This window comes from Sorangium sp. So ce131, assembly GCF_051519095.1.
Lineage (GTDB): Bacteria > Myxococcota_A > Polyangia > Polyangiales > Polyangiaceae > Sorangium.
The window spans coordinates 7,262,737-7,282,536 of record NZ_CP150455.1 but is presented as its reverse complement, the minus strand read 5'-3'; the positions used below and the strand labels follow the sequence as shown (position 1 = coordinate 7,282,536).

Genomic DNA, 19,800 nt, shown 5'->3' with positions numbered 1-19,800 from the left:
CGCGGGCGAGAGGTGGCCGCGCGGGCGATGAGGCGGCCCGCGCGGGCGGCCGCGCGCGTGTGCGGGCGGCCGCGCAGGCCACGCACAAGCGGCTCGGCCGAGCGTTCGCGAGAGGCCCGAAGTTGATGAATTTCCATTGACGTGATAATCGTCCGCCCAGAATATCAATCATGGAATCCGCTGATCTGGGCGCAGTTGGTCCATACGAGCTGCTGTTGCAGCTCGCGACGGGCGGCATGGCGGAGGTCTTCATCGCCCGCCGGGCCGGCGCGGCGCCTGCGGAGGCGGGGCGCGAGCCGCTCGTCGCGCTGAAGCGGATCCGGGCCGATCTGCGGACCGAGTCCGGGTATTCGTCGATGTTGCTCGACGAGGCGGGGCTCGCGTCGCGCGTCGCGAGCCCGAACTTCGTGCAGGTCCTGGATCGCGGGATCGACGAGGGGGGAGCGCCGTACATCGCGATGGAGCTGGTGGTGGGGGTGACGTTGAAGCAGCTCACGAAGTCGCCGGATGCGCTCGGGATCGGCGACGCGCTCGACCTCATCGCGCAGGCGGCGGACGGGCTGCACGCGGCGCACGAGGCGCGCGACAGCTCGGGGGAGCTGCTGCAGGTGGTCCATCGGGACATCTCGCCGTCGAACATCCTCGTGGGCGTCGATGGGCGGGCGCGCATCTGCGATCTGGGGCTCGCGTGGGCGCTGCGTCGGACGACGAGGACGAAGACGGGGATGGTGAAGGGGAAGCTGAGCTATTTTTCCCCGGAGCAGGCGCACGCGCGGCCGTTGGATCGGCGATCGGACGTGTTCTCGCTGGGGGTTGTGGCGTGGGAGGTCTTGGCGGGGAGGAGGCTGTTTGTCGGCAGCAACATGCTGTCGATCCTGCATGCCGTGCTGGAGCGGGAGGTTCCCCCGCTCTGGACCGAGCGGGACGGGGTGGGGAGCGCGGTGACGGACGCGGTGGCGAGGGCGCTGGAGCGCGATCGCGAGGCGCGGTGGCCGACGGCGGCGGAGTTCGCGGGGGCGCTGCGGGGGGCGGCGGAGCGGGAGAGGCACGCTGCGTCGAGGGAGCGCGTGGGGGGGAGGGTCGCGGAGCTGCTGCCGGAGGCGCTGAGGCCGCTGGCGGCGGGGTATGGCGCTGGGGGGCCGCTGGCGACGAGGGAGAATGTCGCGGTGTTGAGGGCGATGCGGGCGGCGGGGGTGGTGGGGGAGCGGGAGTCGAGCGGGGGATGGCGGTGAGGGGGCGCGCTCGGGGGTGAGCTAGTTCCGTGCCTCACAAGGCTGGCCAGGGAGCCCGAGAGATTTCAACGCAAAGGCGCAAAGGCGCAAAGGCGCAAACCAGAATTTTCTTTGTATTTTTGCGTCTTTGCGTCTTTGCGCCTTTGCGTTGAAATCTCTCTTCTCTCGCCGTGCTCTCTGCCAAGACTTCGGACAGGCTGAACTAGAGCGCCGCAGGCTCGCAGGAGGCACCGTTCGTCTTTCGTCTTTCGTCTTTCGTCTTTCGTGCTCGTCCCTCGTCTGCGTCCTCGTGCACGTCCTCGTGATCGTGATCGTGATCGATTGTTCCGTCTCCCGTTCTCCACTTTCCCCATCCCCCCTTCACGCAACATATCCTCGTGAGAGGATTTGAGCGATCACGATCACGAGAGACGAAAGACGAGCACGAAAGACGAAAGACGAAAGAGGGTGAGCGCCGCTCAGGGGTCTCTTGAGCCGTATTGGCGGCGGAGGTCGTGAGCGCTCGTGCACAGCGCACGAGCACCCCGAACCGATCACCATCCGCTCACTCAGCGCTCCCCACCCTCTCCCGGGGCCCGCTGCCGCGACGGCGCCCCCGCCTGCGGCGCCGCGAGCGCCATCGCCGCCTCCGCGAGGCGGGAGGCGGCCTGCGCCACGCCGCTCCTCGTCCACAACGCGGCGGGCGCCTCGGGCGGCGCCAGGAGGTGCGCGGTGGGGAGCCCGACGCAGAGCGCGCCGGCCAGGGCCGCCGCCGCCAGGCACGGACGGCGCTGGCGCGCCGGCGCGGCGGGCGCCGGCGCGCCAGCGGCGATCATGAACGCCATGATCATCCGGTCCAGAGAGGGAAATCGCTCCGACGGGCTCAGGGCGAAGGCCCGCGCGAACCAGCCCTCCAGCGCCGGCGGCGCGGCCGGACAGAGCGTCGACAACGAGGGCCGCGCGCCGACCAGGATCGAGGCCAGCACGGCGGACAGGTTGCGGCCCGGGAAAGGCTGCTGGCCCGTGAGCGCCTCGTGCGCGACCACCGCGAGCGACCACATGTCGAGCTGAGCATCCGCGCGGCCCTCACACGTGTGCTCCGGGCTCATGTACGCCGGAGTCCCCAGCACCACGCCGTCCGCGGTCCGGCGGCGCATGTCCACGGGACGCTCCTTCCCGATCCGCTTCGCGACCCCGAAGTCCGTGATCTTGGCGCGCAGCCGGCCGTCCGGACCCTCGAGGAGCAGGATGTTCGACGGCTTGACGTCGCGGTGCACGAGCCCGAGGCCGTGCGCGACCGACAAGGCCTCTCCGACCTGGCAGAGGATCGCCGCCACGTCGACGGCCGGCATCGGCCCCCGCTCCTGCATGAGCTGCCGCAGGGACCGGCCGTGCACGTACTCCATCACGAAATACGGGCCGGCCGCGGGATCCTCGCCGGCGTCGCGCACGGCGACGACGAGGTCGGTCTTGCGCCCGAGCTCCGCCGCGACCTCGGCCTCGAAGCGGAACCGCGCGATCGCGTCGGCGGCCCGGCCGCCCGGCGGGACGAGGAGGAACTTGAGCGCGACGTCGACGCGCAGCACGCCGTCGTGCGCGCGCCACACCTCGCCCATCGCGCCCCGGCCGAGCGGCTGCGTCAGCCGGTACCGACCGGCGACGAGGCGGCCGCGCTGCGGCCCTGCGCGCGACCCGTCCCGCCTCGCGCCGCGCGAGGACGCCGGGCGGGAATCAGGCTGTCGCTCCGCCGCCGCGCACGCGGCGCGAGCGGCGTCTTTTCTCTGGGAATCGGGTTGTGGATCGAAAGAAGATGTCTGCATCACGATCGATAACCTCCGTGCCACCCCCGAGTCCCAGGCGCGTTGATGAGCCTCGAAGGCAACGCGCTGGGATCAGGGCCCGGGGCATATCCACAGCGTACCGTGACCACGGGGGTCTGACTACGGCGGAACGACGGTGGGCGCCGCAGCGTCGCGCCGGCGTCTCGCCCGCGTGTGGCTCCGTGTCGGTAGAGCGCGGAGAGCCGTCGACAGCCGTGCGCTTGTCGGTCGCCCTCGCCCCTAGGCGCGCGTCCTGCGGTGGTATACGAGGGGGCCTCACCCACAGGAGGCAGACGCAACGACATGCTCGTCCTTCACGGCTCGAACGGTTCCCCTTTCGTCTCTCGCGTCCGCATGCAGGCCTATGCCAAGGGGCTCGAGATCGAGCTCCGCCCCGCGGCGCTCGGCACGCCCGAGTTCCAGCGCCTGAACCCGATCGGCAAGATGCCGGTGCTCGAGCACGACGGCTTCGTCCTGCCGGAGAGCCTGGTCATCTGCGAGTACCTCGAGGACGCCTTCCCGACGCCGTCCTTGCTCGGCGCCTTGCCGCAGGAGCGAGCCCAGGTGCGCCTGATCTGCCGCACCGTGGATCTCTACTGTTCGGGCGTGCTCCTGCTCCTGTGGGCGGCGGCCGACCCGAGCTTGAAGGTCAACCTGGCGGAGGAGCGCGAGAAGCTCGACAAGGGCCTGAACGCGCTGGAGTCGTTCCTGTCCGCGGACGGCTTCGCGGCCTCGGACATGCTCACGCTCGCCGACTGCGTGCTGGCGCCGTGGCTGTTCTACGGCGCGATGTTGACCAAGCAGGGCGACGACGCGCTGACCCGCCGCCCCAAGATCGCGCGGTATGTGGAGTTCGCCGGCCACCAGGAGGTGGTCCGCAAGATCTGGGGTGAGATGGACGAGTCGTACCGCGCCTTCATGACCAAGTGGCGGGCGAAGCAGCAAGCCGCGTCGGCGACGTAGACAGGGGAGGGCCAGAGGCCGAGTACAAAGGCAACGAGTCCGGCTGCACGGCTCACCTGGAGCCGCAGTGAACCGCCGCGGCGAGGCAGCCCGCGCGCGGGGCGGCGAGGCGGCTCACGGCGACCGCGGCTGGTCCCCAGTGCCGATGCCCGGCAGAAAACGCCCCACCTTCGCGCAGTAGGCCGCGTAAGCGTCGCCGTGGGTGCGGAGCAGATAAGGCTCCTCCACGAAGCGGACCTGCAGCTCTATCGCGACGACCAGCGCAACGAACGAGGCGAGCGCGGCGGCGTTCGGGAGGATCAGCACGATCCCGAGCGCGGCCAGCATCATGCAGCTGAAGATGGGGTTCCGCACGACGGCGAACGGGCCTCCCGTCACGAGGCTCGTGCGCTCCGCGTCGCTGACGCCGATACGCCACGACGCGCCCATCGCGCCCTGGGACCACAACGTGCCGAGGATGCCCGCGACGGTCGCGACGGCCCCGAGCCCGACGACGAGGTGGCCGGGCTCGACGAGCGGGCCAATCCAGCCCGCGAGCTCCGCGACGGGGGCCGCGACGCCGAGGAGCATCGCGAGCGCGAAGAGCACCCCGCCGAGCCAGGGCAGCGACCCGGGAGGGCCCGAGATGCCGCGGAAGCCCGTCGATCCCGTCGCGCGGCGCTGCCGGATCGACCGCCATCCGAACGCGAGCGCCATGTAGACGGCGTACAGAGCGAGGGCGAACCAGGGACGAGTCATCTCAAGCTCCTAGGTTGCAGTTGAAACGGCCTGCTCGGGGCCGCCCACCACGCTGTAGAGCACCGGGAGGACGAGCAGCGTGAGCAGCGTGGAGGAGATCACGCCGCCGATCACGACCGTCGCGAGCGGGCGCTGGACCTCGGCGCCGACGCCCGTGTTCAGCGCCATCGGCACGAAGCCGAGCGAAGCGACCAGCGCCGTCATGAGGACCGGACGGAGGCGCTGCTCGGCCGCGAGCTCGATCGCGGTCCGCGCCGGCATCCCGGTCGCGGTGAGCTGCCGGATGGTGGAGACGAGCACCATGTCCCCGAGCACCGCGACGCCCGACAGCGCCACGAAGCCGACGCCCGCGGAGATGCTGAAGGGCAGGTCGCGGAGCCAGAGCGCGACGACGCCGCCGATCGCGGCGAACGGGACGCCCGTGAAGACGCGGACCGCATCGAGCAGCCGCCCGTACGTGAAGTAGAGCAAGAGCAGGATCAGCCCCAGGGCCACGGGCACCACGACGAGCAGGCGCGCCTGCGCCCGCTCGAGGTGCTCGAACTGCCCGCCGAAGCGGACGTAGTAGCCGGGCGGCAGCTCGACCTCCCGATCGAGCCTGGCCCTCGCTTCCTCGACATAGGTGCCCACGTCGCGGCCGCGGACGTTCGCCTGCACGACGATCCGGCGCTTCGCCCACTCGCGGTTGATCGCGGCCTCTCCCTCGGCCGTGCGGATCTTCGCGAGCCGCGCGAGCGGGATACGCTCCCCACGGGCCGCCGTGACCAGGATGCGGCCGATGGAGGCGGCGTCCTCCCGGTAGCGGTCGTCGATGCGCAGCACCACGGGGAAGCGGCGCTCGCCCTCCTGCATCTGCCCGACCTCCCGCGCGCCGAGGGCCTCGACCACATCGAGGACGTCGGCGGCGGCGATGCCGTGCCGGGCGATGGCGTCGCGGTCGACCTCGATCTCGAGCACGGGCTGACCCGTGAGCTGCTCGGTCACCACGTCCGCGGCGCCAGGGATCCGCTTGAGGACGGCCTCGATCTCGCGCGCCTTCTGCTTCAGCGTGTCGAAGTCGTCGCCGAACAGCTTCACCCCCAGATCGGCCCGGATCCCCGCGACCATCTCGTTGACGCGCATCTCGATCGGCTGCGTGTAGATGACGCGCATGCCCGGCATCCCGGCGAGCTCCGACTCCATCGCCTGGACGAGCTCGTCCTGCGTCGCGGCGCGCTTCCATGCCTCGCGCGGCCTCAGCGTGATGAACATGTCGGACAGCTCGAGCCCCATCGGGTCCGTCGCCACCTCCGCGGTGCCCGTGCGGGTCCAGACGCGCTCGATCTCGTCCGGGAACCTCTCGAGCAGGACCCGCTCGAGCTGGGTGCCGTAGCGGATCGACTCGCCCGCCGAGACGCCCGAGAGCCGCACGGTGTTGGCGACGAGGGTGCCCTCGCGGAGCCGCGGCACGAACTCGGCGCCGAGCCGCGTCGCGAGGAAGACCGCGTTGCCGAGGAGCAGCGCGGCGCCGGCGAGCACCGCCCAGCGCCACCGCAGCGCGAGCTGCAGCGCGGGCCGGTAAGCCCGCTTGAGCAGGCGAACGAGCACGTTCTCGCGCTCCTTCATGCGGCGCGGCAGCAGCAGGCTCGCGAGCGCCGGCATGAGCGTGAGCGACAGGATCATCGAGCCGACGAGCGCGAAGATCACGGTGAGCGCCATCGGCCGGAACAGCTTCCCCTCCGACCCCTCGAGGGCGAGGATCGGTAGGTAGACGATCATGATGATGAGCTCGCCGAACATCGTTGGCCTGCGGACCTCGATGGATGCATCCAGCACGACGTCCGTCGTGCTCCGGTCGCTCGTGTCCTCCGAGAGCCGCCGGACCGAGTTCTCGACCATGATCACCGAGCTGTCGACGACGAGGCCGAAATCGATGGCGCCGAGGCTCATCAGGCTCCCCGCCACGCCGGCGCGCAGCATCAGATCGAAGGCGAAGAGCATCGACAGGGGGATGGCCGAGGCCACGATGAGCCCCGCGCGGAGGTTGCCCAGGAAGGCGAAGAGCACCGCGACGACGAGGAGCGCGCCCTCGAGCAGGTTCTTCTTCACGGTGCCGAGCACCTTGTCGATGAGCTCGGTGCGGTCGTACACGACGGCGACGTCGATCCCCTCCGGGAGGCTCTTCTTGACCTCGTCGAGGCGCGCCTTGAGCCGCGTCGTGACGTCGTGGCTGTTCTCGCCCATCAGCATGAAGCCCAGGCCGAGCACGACCTCCCCCCGGCCGTCCGCGGTGACCGCGCCCCGCCGGATCTCGCGCCCCTCGACCACCCGGGCGACGTCGCGCACGCGGATGGGGGCCCCGCCCTTGGCGGCGACCACGATGTCCTCGATGTCGCTCACCCGCGTCGCGATGCCGATGCCCTGGATCAGGCTGGACTCGCCGGCCTGGTCCAGGTTGCCCCCGCCCACGTTGGCGTTGTTCCGCTCGAGGGCCTCGGCCAGGTCGTGGAGGGAGAGCCCCCGCGCCGTGAGCTCCGCCGGGTCGACGAGGACCTGGATCTGCCGCTCGTCGCCGCCCCAGGCGTTGACCTCGGCCACGCCGCGCACCGAGCGGAGCTGCGGCGCGATGACCCAGTCGTGGACGGTGCGCAGCTCGCTCAGCGACTTGCCCTTGCCGGTGACCACGTAGTGGAACACCTCGCCGAGCCCGGTGGCGACCGGGCCGAGCTCCGGGCGCTCGATGCCCGGCGGCAGCGCCACGGTCTGGAGTCGCTCCATGACGACCTGGCGGGCCAGGTAGATGTCCGTGTCGTCCTCGAAGCGGGCGGTGACCTGGGAGAGGCCGAAGCGAGAGAGCGAACGGACCTCCTCGAGCCTGGGTAGCCCCGAGATCGCCTGCTCGACGGGCGTCGTGATCTGGCGCTCGATCTCGACGGGGGAGAGGGCAGGAGCGACGGTGTTGATCTGCACCTGCACCGGCGTCGTGTCCGGGAAGGCGTCGATGGGCAGGCTGCGGAACGCGAGGATGCCCGCCAGAGAGAGGCCGATCGAGGCCAGGATCACGAGGGCTCGGTGGCGGAGCGACCAGGTGATGATGGCGTTCAGCATGGCCCGCGCCTCAGTCCTGGCCGCAGCAGCCGGCGCCGATGCTCTCCTTGAGGGTCTCGGTCTTGAGCAGGAAGCTCCCTTCGGTCGCGACCTCCTCGCCCGGGCGCACGCCCTTCTTCACCTCGACCAGGTCGCCCTCGGTCGCGCCGATCTCGACCCGCCGCGCCTCGAACTGGTCCTCCGCGAGCCGCACGAACACGAGCTTCACCGTCCTCGCGCGCTGCACCGCGGAGCGGGGCACCATGACCGCGGCGCGCGCCGGGGCGAGGATGCGCGCCCGGCCGAACATGTTGGCCCGCAGCGCGCCGTCCGGGTTCGCGAGCGGGACGCGCGCCTTGGCCGTGCGCGTGGACGGGTCGATGGCCGGCGCCACGTACGTGATCTCCCCCTTGAGCTCGCGCCCCTCGATGCCGTCGACCTCGATGACCACCGGCTGCCTCGGCGAGACGGACGGGAGGTCGGTCTCGGGGACGTCGAGCTCGGCCCACATGCTCGAGACGTCGACCACCTCGAACAGGGTCTCCTCGACGCCGACGAGCCTGCCCACGGTCGCCCTGCGCTGGGTCACGATGCCGGCGAGCGGGGTGGTGAGCGTGTAGCCCCCGCTCCCGCCCGCGCTCGCGCCCACGACGGCCAGGGAGGCCGCGAAGGAGGCGCGCTCCGCGCGCGCAGCATCGAGCTCCTGCTGCGCGGCGAGCACGCTCCGGCGCGACGAGATCCCCTCCTTTTCGAGCTGCTCCTCGCGCAGCAGGTTCTCCTCGGCGATCTTGAGGCGCGACAGCGCGCTGGCCAGCCGCGATCGATCCGCCCCCACCTCGGCGCTGTCGATGACGGCGAGCGGGGCGCCCTTCTTGACCTCCGCGCCCACGTCCACGTGCAGCTGCCGGACGACCCCCGCGGCGCGGGCGTTGATCTCCGCCACCTTGAGCGCGTCGTAGACGATCCTGGCGGTCACGGGGATGCCGCCGCCGCCCTGCCGCTCGACGGCCTTCGCCGTGAGGATGCCGGCGAGCCGGGCCGTGTCCTTGGTCTTGAACTTGACCTTCGTCCCGTCGGCCGGCGCGCCGTCGCTCGCCACGTCGGCCGCCGGCTTTCCGCCGCGCTCGGGGTGGCAGATGGGGCAGATGGACTCCGGGAACTCGTGCTCTTTGCACCAGTCCCCCTTCGCCTGGAAGATCGGGGCGAGCTTCGGATTGCACTTCGTGCAGAGCGCCTGGAGCACGCCGTGCTCCTTGCACATGGCGCCCTCGACGGCCGACGCCGCGCTCGGCTTCGCCTCGGCCTTCGTCGGCGCGGCGTTGCCGGTCCCCTGGGCCTCGCACCCTGGAAGAGCGGCGAGGAGCAGGAGCGCCACGAGGGTAACCCGGCCGGGCATGTCAGCTCCCCTTCGGCGGCCTGACGATCTTCAGGTCGGGGTTGCACTTGAGGCACTGCGACTCGGGCAGCCCGTGCTCCGCGCACCAGTCGCCCGTGGCCTTGAACGCCGGGATCAGATCCGGGTCGCAGCGGGTGCACTGCGACTCGGGCACCTCGTGCTCCCCGCACCAGTCCTCGTGGGATCCGGGCTTCACGTCGGCCGGCGCGTGCGGCGCGTGCGCCGCCTTCGCCTGCGTCTGCGCGGGCGCGGCCTCGCCGGCGCTCGGCGCCTCCTTCGAGCACGACGCGGCACCGAGGGCGAGGATGCAGAGCACGAGCGAGATGGAACGAAACTTCATGGGCCGGTTCTCCGTGCTGTGAGATCGGTTCATTCGAGGACTCCTCTCTGTCACGCCTGGGCCTCTCTTGCATGAAACAAGCGGTAGAGGACCGGCAGGATCAGGAGCGTGAGGGCCGTCGACGAGATGATGCCGCCGATGACGACCGTCGCGAGCGGCCGCTGCACCTCGGAGCCGGTGCCGGTCGCGAGCGCCATCGGGACGAAGCCGAGGGCCGCGACGAGCGCCGTCATGAGCACGGGGCGGAGCCGCGCGATCGAGCCGTGGAAGACGGCATCGTCGAGCGACTCGCCCCGATGGCGCATGTTCTCGATGAAGGTCACCATCACCAAGCCGTTGAGCACGGCGACGCCCGAGAGGGCGATGAACCCGACGGCCGCCGAGATGGAGACCGGCAGCCCGCGGATCCAGAGCGCGAAGATGCCTCCGGTCAGCGCGAGCGGGACGCCGGTGAAGATCAACAAGGCGTTCTTCAGCGTCCCGAAGGACAGGAAGAGCAGCCCGAAGATGAGCCCGAGCGCGGCCGGCACGACGAGGGCGAGCCGCTCGCGCGCGGCGATGAGGTTCTCGAACTGCCCGCCCCAGGCGGTCCAGTAGCCGGCCGGGAGCTTCACCTCGGCGTCGAGCCGCTGCTGCGCGTCGGCCACGAAGCTCCCGAGGTCCCGCCCGCGCACGTTCGCCTGCACGACGACCCGGCGTTTGCCGTTCTCCCGGCTCACCTGGTTGGGCCCCTCCTCGATGGTGATCCTGGCCACCGAGCCGAGCGGAACGAACGCCGTCCGCTGCTCGACGTGCCCGGTCGTGGAGGCGGGCCGCAGGGCGGCTCCCCGGGCGTCCGCCTCCGGGAGCGGAACGGGCAGGTTCTGGAGCGCGCGGATGTCGCCGCGGATCACCTCGGGGAGGCGGATGACGAGGTCGAAGCGCTTGTCGCCCTCGAACACCTCGCCGGCGCTGATGCCCCCGACCGCGGCCTCCACCACCGCCTGCACGTCGGCGATGTTGAGCCCGTAGCGGGCGGCGGCGTCCCGGTCGATGTCGATCGTGAGCACGGGCAGCCCCGTGACCTGCTCGACCTTGACGTCGGCGGCGCCCGGCGTCTTTCCGAGGATGCCGCCGATCTGCTGCGCGTGCTCGAGCATGACGTCGAGGTCGTCGCCGAAGACCTTCACGGCGACGTCGCTCCGCACGCCCGAGATGAGCTCGTTGAACCGGAGCTCGATGGGCTGGCTGAACTCGTAGTTCTGCCCGGGCAGCTCCTTGACCACCTCCTCGATCGCCTCCGCGAGCTCCTCCTGCGTCGTCGCTTTCTTCCACGCGCTCCGCGGCTTCAGCATGAGGTAGGTGTCCGACACGTTGGGGCCCATCGGATCGGTCGCGACCTCGGCCGTCCCGGTCCGGGCGAAGATGTGCTCGATCTCGTCCGGGAACCGCTCCTTGAGCACGCGCTCGAGCTGCATCTGCATCTCGACGCTCGTGGTGATCCCGATCGAGGGGATCCTCGCCGGCTGGAGCGCGAGGGCGCCCTCGCTCAGCTTGGGCGCGAACTCGCTGCCGAGCCGGGTCGCGGCGAACCCGGAGATCGCGAGCAGGGCGAGCGCGCCGATCACCACCGGGCCGCGGTGGGCGAGGGCCCAGCCGATGATCCGCTCGTAGCCGCGCCTGGCGGGCCGGAAGAGGAAGTTCTCCTTCTCGTCCACCTTGCCGGTCAGGACGAGCGCCACGAGCGCGGGGATGAACGTCATCGACAGGATCGTCGCGCCGGCGAGCGCGAGCACCACCGTCTCCGCCATCGGCCGGAACATCTTCCCCTCGATGCCCGTGAGCGTCAGGATCGGCAGGTAGACGATCGCGATGATGATCTCGCCGAAGATCGTCGCCTTCCGGACCTCCTGCGACGCCTCGTACGCGAGCTCGATCCGCTCCTCCCGGGTGAGCACCCGCCCGAGCCGGTGCTGCTCCTCGGCGAAGCGCCGGACGCAGTTCTCGACGATGATCACCGAGCCGTCGACGATGAGCCCGAAGTCGATCGCCCCGAGGCTCATCAGGTTGCCGCTGATCTTGCCCTCGACCATGCCGGTGATGGCGATGAGCATCGAGAAGGGGATGGCGAACGCGGCGATGAGCGCGGCGCGGACGTTGCCGAGCAGGAGGAACAGCACGACGACGACCAGCGCCGCGCCCTCGAGCAGGCTCCGGGTCACGGTGCTCAGGGTCGCGTCGACGAGGTAGGTGCGGTCGTAGACGGTCTTGGCCGTGACCCCCTCCGGGAGCGACTTGTTGACCGACTGCATCCGCTCGCTGACGCGCTGCGAGACGGACCGGCTGTTCTCGCCGACGAGCATGATGGCGGTGCCGATGACGACCTCGCGCCCGTCCTCGGTCGCGGCGCCGGTGCGGAGCTCGCGGCCCACGCCCACCTCGGCGACGTCCCCGACGCGGATCGGGACCCCGTCGTGATGGCCGACGAGGATGCGACGGATGTCGTCCTGGCCTCGAACGAGCCCGGTCGCGCGGATCAGGTACTGCTCGCCCTTGTGCTCGATGTAGCCGCCGCCCGCGTTGGCGTTGTTGTTCGCGACGGCCTCGAGCACGTCGCGGAACGACAGGCCGTAGCCGACGAGCTTCGCGGGATCGGGCGAGACCTGGTAGAGCTGTTCATAGCCGCCGATCGAGTTGATCTCCGTGACGCCCTGGACCGTGCGGAGCTGCGGGCGCACGATCCAGTCCTGGATGGTGCGCAGGTCGGTGAGCTCGTACGGCTGGCCGTCGGGCCGCCGGGCCTCCGGCGAGGCCTCGAGCGTCCACATGTAGATCTCGCCGAGCCCGGTCGCGATCGGGCCCATCTGCGGCTCGCCGAGGCCGGGCGGCAGGCTCTCCTTGGCTGCCGCGAGGCGCTCGCTCACGAGCTGGCGCGCCCAGTAGATGTCGGTGCCGTCCTTGAAGATGACCGTCACCTGCGACAGGCCGTAGCGCGAGAGCGACCGGACCTGCTCGACGCTGGGGATGCCGCCCATCGCCCACTCGATCGGGAAGGTGACGCGCCGCTCGACCTCGACGGGGGACAGCGCCTTGACCGAGGTGTTGATCTGCACCTGGACGTTGGTGATGTCGGGCACCGCGTCGATCGGCAGGCGGCTCCAGTTGTAGACGCCGAGCGCCCCGACCGCGAGCGTGAGGACGACCACGAGCCAGCGATGGCGGACCGAGAACGCGAGGAGCTTCGCGAGGAGGGTGAGCATCGGGTCCTCCTCAGTGCGCGTGGTCGTGGCCCGCCTCGGATTTCCCGAGCTCGGCCTTGAGGAGGAAGCTGTTCTTGCCGACGTAGCGCTCCCCCGCGGCGATGCCGTTCAGCACCTCCACGAGCTCGGCGCCCTGCTCGCCTGGCGCCTTGCCGTAGCGGCCAGGCTTGATGGCCCGGGCCTCGAAGGCGTCGCCCTCCTGGACGAAGACGACGTCCTTCCCCTCGACGCGCTGCAGCCCGTCGTACGAGACGACGACCGGCGCGTCGACCTCGGCGACGGCCACGTCCGCGGTCACGAACAGGCCGGGCCGCCACGCGGCGCCGGGGTTCTTCAGCACGACGCGCGCGGTGGCCGAGCGCGTCTGCTCGCCGACGACGGGGCCGACGTAGGCGATCTCGCCCTCCGCGGGCTCCTCGATGCCCTCGGCCCGCACGCGGGCGCGCTGGCCGGCGCGGACGCGGGCGAGGTCCTTCGCGTACACCGTGACGTTGACCCAGATCGTCGAGAGATCGGCGACGACGAACGCCTGCGTGTCGTCCTTGAGCACCTCGCCGATGTTGATGTGCTTCTCGATGATCGTGCCGTCGATCGGCGCGATGAGCGCGTACGCGCCGCCCTTCGCGCCGGAGCCCGCGCCGGACGACGCCTGGAGCTTCTGGGCGGCGCTGCGATGCTCGATCCTCGCCTCGGCGAGCGCCTGCTTCGCGGCGAGGTACTCCTTCTCGGCGGCGATCTTCTCGTTCCAGAGCGCCTCTTCACGTTTGAAGTTCGCCTCCGCGAGCTCGAGCCGCTCCTTCGCGGTCAAGAGCTCCCGCTGGAGCTCCGCGAACTCACGGCTGTCGAGGAGCGCGAGCACGTCACCCTTCTTCACGGTGTCGCCGAGCTGCTTCCTCACCTCGCGCGCCGTGCCGGAGACGCGAGGCGTGACGTGGGCGAGGGCTTCGGCGTTGAGCGCCACTTCTCCCGGGAGCGAGACGGCGTCCGCGACGCTGCCCGGGCCGGCCGTCAGGATCTCGAGCCGCGCGTTGTTGAGCGCCTCGGGTGACAGCTTGATCTTGCCCTCTTCGTGCTCGCCCTCTTCGTGTTCGCCGTGGCCGTGTTCGTCGTGCCCTTGTGCGCCGTGCTCGTGTTCGCCGTGCCCATGGGCTGCCGTTTCGGGCTTGCCGTGGTCGTGTCCCTCGTGCTCGTCGGCGTCGTGGTCGTGAATCGAGTGGTCGATGAGCAGGGTTCCCGTCACCGCGGCGGCGAGGAGGAGCAGAACTCCCCCTGCCAGCGCCGCGAGCTTCGCGCGGGTCAGCTCGATCTTCACCTTGGCGTCGCTCATTGCGGAACCCTCCCCGCGGCGACCAGCAGCTCGATCTTGGCGTTCGCGTGGGCGTGTTCAGCGTCGAGGAGCGCCGCCTGGGCGTCGAGCGCCTCGCGGCGCACGAGGAGGACACTCGCGAGGTCGTTCTCTCCTAGCTCGTAGCCTCTCGTCGAGAGCGCCACGGCCTGCGTCGAGAGGCGTGTGGCAGGCGCGAGATGAGCGAGCGCGTTCCTCGTCGCCACATAACGCGCGTAAAGCCCCTGGATCTCGCCCGCTGCGCTCGCCCGGCTCGCCGCAAGGCGGGCCGTTGCCGCGTCGACTTCAGCCTCGGCCGTCGCCACCCCCGCCCGGTTCGCGTTCAGGATCGGCACCGGCAAGGCGAGGCCGATCATCCCGATGTTCGCCTGGTCGTCCCGCTCGTACTGGGCCAGCAGGCTGACGGTCGGCCATCGTCCGGCCCGCTCCCGGCCTGACCGCGCCCTGGCCGCCTCCAGCGCCGCCATGGCGGTGCGCACGTCGGCCCGCTGATCGGCCTCGCGGAGCAGCGTCGCAAGGGGAGGCGGCGCCTCCGGCGGCACCAGCGACCCCGTGACCGCGCTGTCCTTCGACCCCAGACCCAGCATCGACAGGAGTCCCAGCATGTCGGCCTCGCGTGTTCCCAGGGCGACCGCCTCGGCGGCGGCGTCGCGCCCCTCCTGGAGCCTCGCGAGCATCACATCGACCTCCGGCACTTCCCCCGCCTTCTTGCGCTTCTCCGACGCGGCGACGAGCCGCTGGGCAAGCGCGCGGCGCTCGGCGGCGAGGGCGACCTGCGCCTCGTCGCGCAGCACGAGCGCGTGCTGAAGGAGCGCGGCCAGCAGGAGGCGCCGCTGGGTGCCCTCGGCGGTGGTCAAGGCAGCGCGCTGCTCCGCCTTGGCGGCCTCGACGCGCGCGCCTCGCTGCCCGCCCAGCTCGATCGGCCACGAGAGCGAGGCCACGGCAGCGGCCGGCCTGCCCCCGTCGGGGTTGAAGCGGATCCCTCCCATCCCGGACAGGACCGGGTTTTCGAGCGAGACGACCCCCGCGGCGGTGACGGCGGCGCCGGCGACGGCGGCCTCGGAAGAGGCGACGCGCGCGGCCGGCGCGGCGTGTACGAGCTCGGCGATCCGAGCCCGGGTCAGGGAGGGCTCGGCGGCGGCCGCCGCCTTCGGGATCACGAGGTGGAGGGCGGTCGAGGAAATGACGAGCAGACGACGGAGATGCGTGCGGAACATGGACGGGCAGCCCTCGAGCGCATCCAGCGCTCGCGCGAAGAACCGCGGTTGTGCCCGGTCAGGATCGCGCGTGAGGACAGAGCCCCCGGCGGCGTGGCGCGGAGGCGCTCATGCGCCCGACCGCTCCGGCCGTGCTCGTGCGTGCGACCCCTGACGCGGGCGCCTCAGGCGCGCGGGCGTCGGGGGGGCCGCTCGAGGCGGCAGGCGGAGGCGCGCCCGGGCATCTCCGGCGGCGACCAGGCGACGATCTCGTAGGCCTCGAGGAGGAGGTAGGGCAGCACCTCGCCGAGCGGCAGCGTCATGGGGATGCGGCCGCAGGCGCAGTCGTCGCAGCCGGGCGGGCAGTCGTCGTGCGCGCCGTCGTCCGGCGCCAGGTCGTGGTGCTCCTCGGCGGACGAAGGCACGAGGCTCGGGTGCTCGCACGCGATCGCCACCCCGAGCGCCTGGAGCGTGTGCCCCTGCGCGAGGACGCCCACGGCGAGCAGCACCGAGAGCGCCGCGCAGATCCAGCGGCGGATCGCGCTGCGGGCACGGTGATGTCGCCGGACGCGGGGCATCGGAGCGAGGGTGGAGGAGGTCGGGGCGAGCGTCAAGGAGGGCGCGCGGTCGCGCCGCGATCACGCCGCGGTCGCGCCATCAGGGCAAGATCGGAGGAAGGCGCGCGGCCGCGCCTCACCAGGGCGAGACCTGGTGGACGAACTGCGACGCCTCGAAGGAGTACGCCCAGAGCGACGCGTCGCGCTCGTCGTAGAGCCAGGCGTGCACGCGCGGCCCGTCGACCCGCGACAGGAGCGGGTAGGTGAGCAGGTGATCGAGCTGGGTCAGCACGTTCTCCTGGGCCGCCGCCTCGCGGAGCGCCTCGCCGCCGAGGTCGCCGTAGTTGCGGCGCACGAGGTCGAGCGTCGCCTGGGCCGCGGGCACCTGCGACAGGAGCCGGGAGGCCGCTGCGTCGCGCTCCTGATCGAGGAGCGCATCGAGCGCCGCGCACCGGAGGTGGCCGCAGATCACGACGTCGTGCGTCTCCCGCATCGAGAGCGATAGCGTGAGCAGCGCGTTCTCGGAGGTCGCCTCGTCGCTCCAGGGCGCCACGAGGTGCGCCGGCGATCGCACCTGCGCGCAGGGGTTCCCCCGCGCGGAGAGCCCCAGCCGCTCGAGGGGAAGCGCGGCGTCGAAGCACGAGACGAGCAGCGTGTGGCGCGGATCCAGCGCGGCGGTTGCGCGCCGGCGCCGGGTCGAGGCCGGAGGGGGCGTCGTGGTGCTGGAGGAAAGATGCATCGTCGTCGCTCCTGGACCCGGGGGCGGTCCGCGGGCGTGAGTCGGAACGAGGGCGCGTCGGGTTCCCGCAGCTGCGCATCCACGGGCAAGACGGAGGGGGGAGCGGGCGAGAGGGCGGAGCGGGCGATGGGGCCTGAGCGTCCGGCGCGCTCCGACGGCTGGACGTCTAGGGCGCGCCACGGGCGGCGGCGCCGAGACCCTGGTCCAGCGTGGCTTCACGCAGGCATCGACGCGCGCAATAACCTCCGCACCGCCCCCGCGTCGGGCAGCCGGTAGGCCGCGAGGCTGCGCTCGTTGCCGACGTGGATCGTACACGCCGACGGCGGGAGCGCCGCGAAGATGTCCTCGTCCGTGCGGTCGTCCCCGATCGCGATCACCGCCGCCCTCGCGGGCACGTCGTCCAGGATGAGCGGCACGACCCGGCCCTTGTGGACGCCGCGGGGCCGGATCTCCAGCACCTTCGCGCCGCCGAGCAGCTCGAGCGCGCCCCCGTCGATGTGCTCCGCGAGGCGCGCCCGCAGCTCGCGCGCGTGCTCGCCCGCGAGCTCGGGCTCCGCCGCGCGGTAGTGCCACGCGAGGGTCACCGTCTTCTCCTCGATGAAGCTGCCCGGGGTGCGCCGGGTGACGTCCTCCAGGAGCGCCCGGATCTCGCCCTTCCACGCGGCGGCGTCGGGCTCGAGCGCGACCCAGTCGTCGCACGTCCTCGGCCTCGACCAGAAGCCGTGCTCGGCGTGCAGGTGGAGCGGCAGCGCGCCGAACCAGCGCTCGATGTCGGCGCGCCGCCGGCCGCTCACGACGTGCACGCGGTCGCGCTCGGACAGCGCCCGCAGCAGCGCGAGCAGCTCCTCGTCGGGCGCCGCGAGGTCCGGCACCGGCGCGAACGGGACCAGCGTGCCGTCGTAATCGAGGATCCACACCCGCTCGGGCGCGCGCCGGACGTGCTCGACGACGCTCTCGGGCACCTCCCGCCGCGCCGGCACGGCGGCCGCCCCGGGCCCCGCCGCCGCGGCGCGATCGAGGTCGTCCAGGAACGACTGCGCCCACACGTGGACGTCGTGCGCGGCCACGCGCCGGCGCAGCGCCGCCATCCGGACCTGCTGCTCGGCCCGCGGCATGGTGAGCGCCTGCTTCACGGCGGCGGCGACCGAGCCGATGTCGTACGGGTTGACGGTGATCGCCTCCGCCAGCTCGGCCGCGGCCCCCGCGAACTCGCTGAGGATCAGGGCGCCGTCGTCGTCGACCCGCGCGGCGACGTACTCCTTCGCGACGAGGTTCATCCCGTCGCGGAGCGGGGTCACCAGCATGACGTCGGCCGCGAGGTACAGGGCGACCACCTGCTCGACCGGCAACGCGCGGTGCATGAAGTGGATCGGCGTCGCGTACGTCGTGCCGTGCTGCCCGTTGATGCGGCCGACCATCTCGTGCACGACCCGCCGGAAGTCCGCGTACGCGCCGGACGCCCCCCGCGTGGGCACGGCGAGCTGGATGAACCGGACCTGCTCCCCGAGCTCCGGCTCGCGCTCCAGGAACCGCTCGATCGCGAGCAGGCGCCGCGGGATCCCCTTCGTGTAGTCGAGGCGATCGATCCCGAGCACGATCCTGCGGCCGCGCGCCTCCGCGCGGATCCGCGCCGCCTCCTCCCGGACGCCCGGGTGGCCCGCGAGCCGCTCGATCTCCGCGGCGTCGATGCTGATGGGGTGAACCCCCAGCGCGACCTTGCGCCCGTCGTGCTCGATCGCCGCCTCGTCCGGATCGCTCGCGAGCACGTGCGCCGCCGACGCCGCGAAGTTCCTCCGGTAGGCGGCCGTGTGGAAGCCGAGCAGATCGGCGCCGAGCAGGCCGCGCAGGATCTCCTGCCGCCAGGGGAGGATGCGGAAGACCTCCGCGGACGGGAAGGGGACGTGGAGGAAGAATCCGATCCGCGCCCCCGGCAGGCGCCGCCGGAGCAGCGCCGGCAGGAGCATCAGCTGGTAGTCGTGCACCCAGATCGCGTCGCCCGGCGCGTACTGCGCGGCGACGACGTCGGCGAAGCGCTCGTTCACGCGCTGGTACGCCTCCCAGTCGAGCTCCGCGTCCAGGTTCACCTTGTCGAGCAGGTAGTGGAACAGGGGCCAGAGCACGCCGTTCGAGAAGCCGTCGTAGAAGCGGCGCTGCTCCGCGGCGCCGAGGTGCACGGGCGCGGCGCGCAGCCCCTCGAGCGCCGCGTCGGCGTCCTCCCGCTGCTCGGCGGAGAGGACCCCGACGTCGCCCGGCCAGCCGATCCAGAGCGCGTTCAGCCGCTCGTGAGGGCCGCGCATCGCCGCGGCGAGGCCGCCCGCGGAGCGGGTCAGGCAGAGCGCGCCGCGGTCGACGCGCACGCTGATCGGGAGACGGTTGGAGACGATGAGCAGTCGAGGCATGGAACTCCCCTCCTCTGCGGTGGCCCGGGCGGCGCTCGCGAGGCGCGGATCGACCCGCCCGCCGAGCGCTCCGCGCGCCGGCGCAGGGGACGGCCGCGCGCCGCAGGGCGCGCCGCCGCGGGCCGTCGGACGCGCTGAACGCGCGGCGTCCGCCCGCGAAATCGCCGCGGCATCGCGGCGCCAAAATACTTTGAACTCAAATCATATTGCGCGGCGCCGCGCAAGGCGATCCGGCGTCGGGAGCTCGCGTCTCGATCGCATTTCGATCGCGTCGCGAGCGGCGTCGCGGCGCGTCACGCTCGTACGCCTCCAGCGCGCGCCGCGGGTCGGTCAGGTCGAACCCGTTCCGGGAACATTCGCTTGATGAGGAGCTCCGGGATCACCGCATCGCGGCGGAGCAGCATCCGTGCCCAGGTGGCTTGAGAGTTGCTGCCTGCCGACGCATGACGAAGACGAAAAGGACAGCCGCACTCCCGCTCCGCCACTCCATCGCTCTCCTCGCCCTCCTCGCCTCCATGGCCGGTCCCGCGGCCGTGGGCTGCGCTCCCGAGCCGGAGAACCTGCCCTGCTCCAGCGACAGCGCGTGTCGGCGCCTCGACGACGACCTCGCGTACTGCGTCAACTCCCGCTGCGTCGAGTGCCTCTCGAGCGCCATCTGCGGCGCGGGGAACCAGTGCGTCGACGGGCGCTGCGTGCTCCGGTGCCAGGACGCGCGCGACTGCCGATCCGGCCAGCTCTGCCGCGAGGGCACCTGCGAGGACCGGTGAAGTGCGACATCGTGTCGCATCTGG

14 protein-coding genes are annotated in these 19,800 nt (G+C 71.8%); 3 read left to right on the top strand and 11 right to left on the bottom strand.

Annotated features, from left to right (window positions below):
• Positions 1-170 precede the first annotated feature (170 nt).
• Positions 171-1,232 carry a serine/threonine-protein kinase gene (locus WMF43_RS26560; protein WP_437668756.1) on the top strand — a complete coding sequence of 354 codons (1,062 nt, stop codon included), beginning with the start codon at positions 171-173 and terminating at the stop codon, positions 1,230-1,232.
• A 548-nt stretch (positions 1,233-1,780) separates the two neighbouring features.
• Here WMF43_RS26560 and WMF43_RS26555 read toward each other — a convergent pair.
• Positions 1,781-3,031, bottom strand: a complete 1,251-nt coding sequence (locus WMF43_RS26555; protein WP_437668755.1) for a serine/threonine-protein kinase — start codon at positions 3,029-3,031, stop codon at positions 1,781-1,783.
• A 303-nt stretch (positions 3,032-3,334) separates the two neighbouring features.
• Here WMF43_RS26555 and WMF43_RS26550 point away from each other — a divergent pair, with 303 nt between their 5' ends.
• Positions 3,335-3,994 carry a glutathione S-transferase family protein gene (locus WMF43_RS26550; protein ID WP_437668754.1) on the top strand — a complete coding sequence of 220 codons (660 nt, stop codon included), beginning with the start codon at positions 3,335-3,337 and terminating at the stop codon, positions 3,992-3,994.
• A 114-nt stretch (positions 3,995-4,108) separates the two neighbouring features.
• Here the strand turns inward: WMF43_RS26550 and WMF43_RS26545 are convergent, their stop codons facing one another.
• From WMF43_RS26545 to WMF43_RS26500, 10 genes are all read right to left on the bottom strand, one after another.
• Positions 4,109-4,732: a methyltransferase family protein gene (locus tag WMF43_RS26545; RefSeq protein ID WP_437668753.1), complete on the bottom strand. Its 624-nt coding sequence runs from the start codon at positions 4,730-4,732 to the stop codon at positions 4,109-4,111.
• A 9-nt stretch (positions 4,733-4,741) separates the two neighbouring features.
• Positions 4,742-7,819 carry an efflux RND transporter permease subunit gene (locus WMF43_RS26540; protein WP_437668752.1) on the bottom strand — a complete coding sequence of 1,026 codons (3,078 nt, stop codon included), beginning with the start codon at positions 7,817-7,819 and terminating at the stop codon, positions 4,742-4,744.
• A gap of 10 nt (positions 7,820-7,829) precedes the next feature.
• Positions 7,830-9,194, bottom strand: a complete 1,365-nt coding sequence (locus WMF43_RS26535) for an efflux RND transporter periplasmic adaptor subunit (RefSeq protein WP_437668751.1) — start codon at positions 9,192-9,194, stop codon at positions 7,830-7,832.
• A gap of 1 nt (position 9,195) precedes the next feature.
• On the bottom strand, positions 9,196-9,567 hold the full coding sequence (locus WMF43_RS26530; RefSeq protein WP_437668750.1) for a hypothetical protein: 372 nt from the start codon (positions 9,565-9,567) through the stop codon (positions 9,196-9,198).
• 17 nt (positions 9,568-9,584) lie between these two features.
• The gene (locus tag WMF43_RS26525) at positions 9,585-12,773 is read right to left on the bottom strand and encodes an efflux RND transporter permease subunit (RefSeq protein WP_437668749.1); all 3,189 of its coding nucleotides are present in this window, start codon (positions 12,771-12,773) and stop codon (positions 9,585-9,587) included.
• A gap of 10 nt (positions 12,774-12,783) precedes the next feature.
• Complete coding sequence (locus WMF43_RS26520; protein WP_437668748.1) at positions 12,784-14,100, bottom strand: efflux RND transporter periplasmic adaptor subunit; 1,317 nt, start codon at positions 14,098-14,100, stop codon at positions 12,784-12,786.
• Positions 14,097-15,335 (bottom strand): TolC family protein, encoded by a 1,239-nt coding sequence (locus tag WMF43_RS26515; RefSeq protein WP_437668747.1) that lies wholly within the window; start codon positions 15,333-15,335, stop codon positions 14,097-14,099. The genes WMF43_RS26520 and WMF43_RS26515 overlap by 4 nt, the downstream gene beginning before the upstream one ends.
• A gap of 164 nt (positions 15,336-15,499) precedes the next feature.
• Complete coding sequence (locus tag WMF43_RS26510; protein ID WP_437668746.1) at positions 15,500-15,892, bottom strand: hypothetical protein; 393 nt, start codon at positions 15,890-15,892, stop codon at positions 15,500-15,502.
• Positions 15,893-16,007: 115 nt separating this feature from the next.
• Positions 16,008-16,610 (bottom strand): carbonic anhydrase, encoded by a 603-nt coding sequence (locus tag WMF43_RS26505; RefSeq protein ID WP_437668745.1) that lies wholly within the window; start codon positions 16,608-16,610, stop codon positions 16,008-16,010.
• Between the two features lie 215 nt (positions 16,611-16,825).
• On the bottom strand, positions 16,826-19,009 hold the full coding sequence (locus WMF43_RS26500; RefSeq protein WP_437668744.1) for a bifunctional alpha,alpha-trehalose-phosphate synthase (UDP-forming)/trehalose-phosphatase: 2,184 nt from the start codon (positions 19,007-19,009) through the stop codon (positions 16,826-16,828).
• Between the two features lie 443 nt (positions 19,010-19,452).
• Here WMF43_RS26500 and WMF43_RS26495 point away from each other — a divergent pair, with 443 nt between their 5' ends.
• Positions 19,453-19,776: a hypothetical protein gene (locus WMF43_RS26495; protein WP_437668743.1), complete on the top strand. Its 324-nt coding sequence runs from the start codon at positions 19,453-19,455 to the stop codon at positions 19,774-19,776.
• The last annotated feature ends 24 nt before the right edge of the window (positions 19,777-19,800 follow it).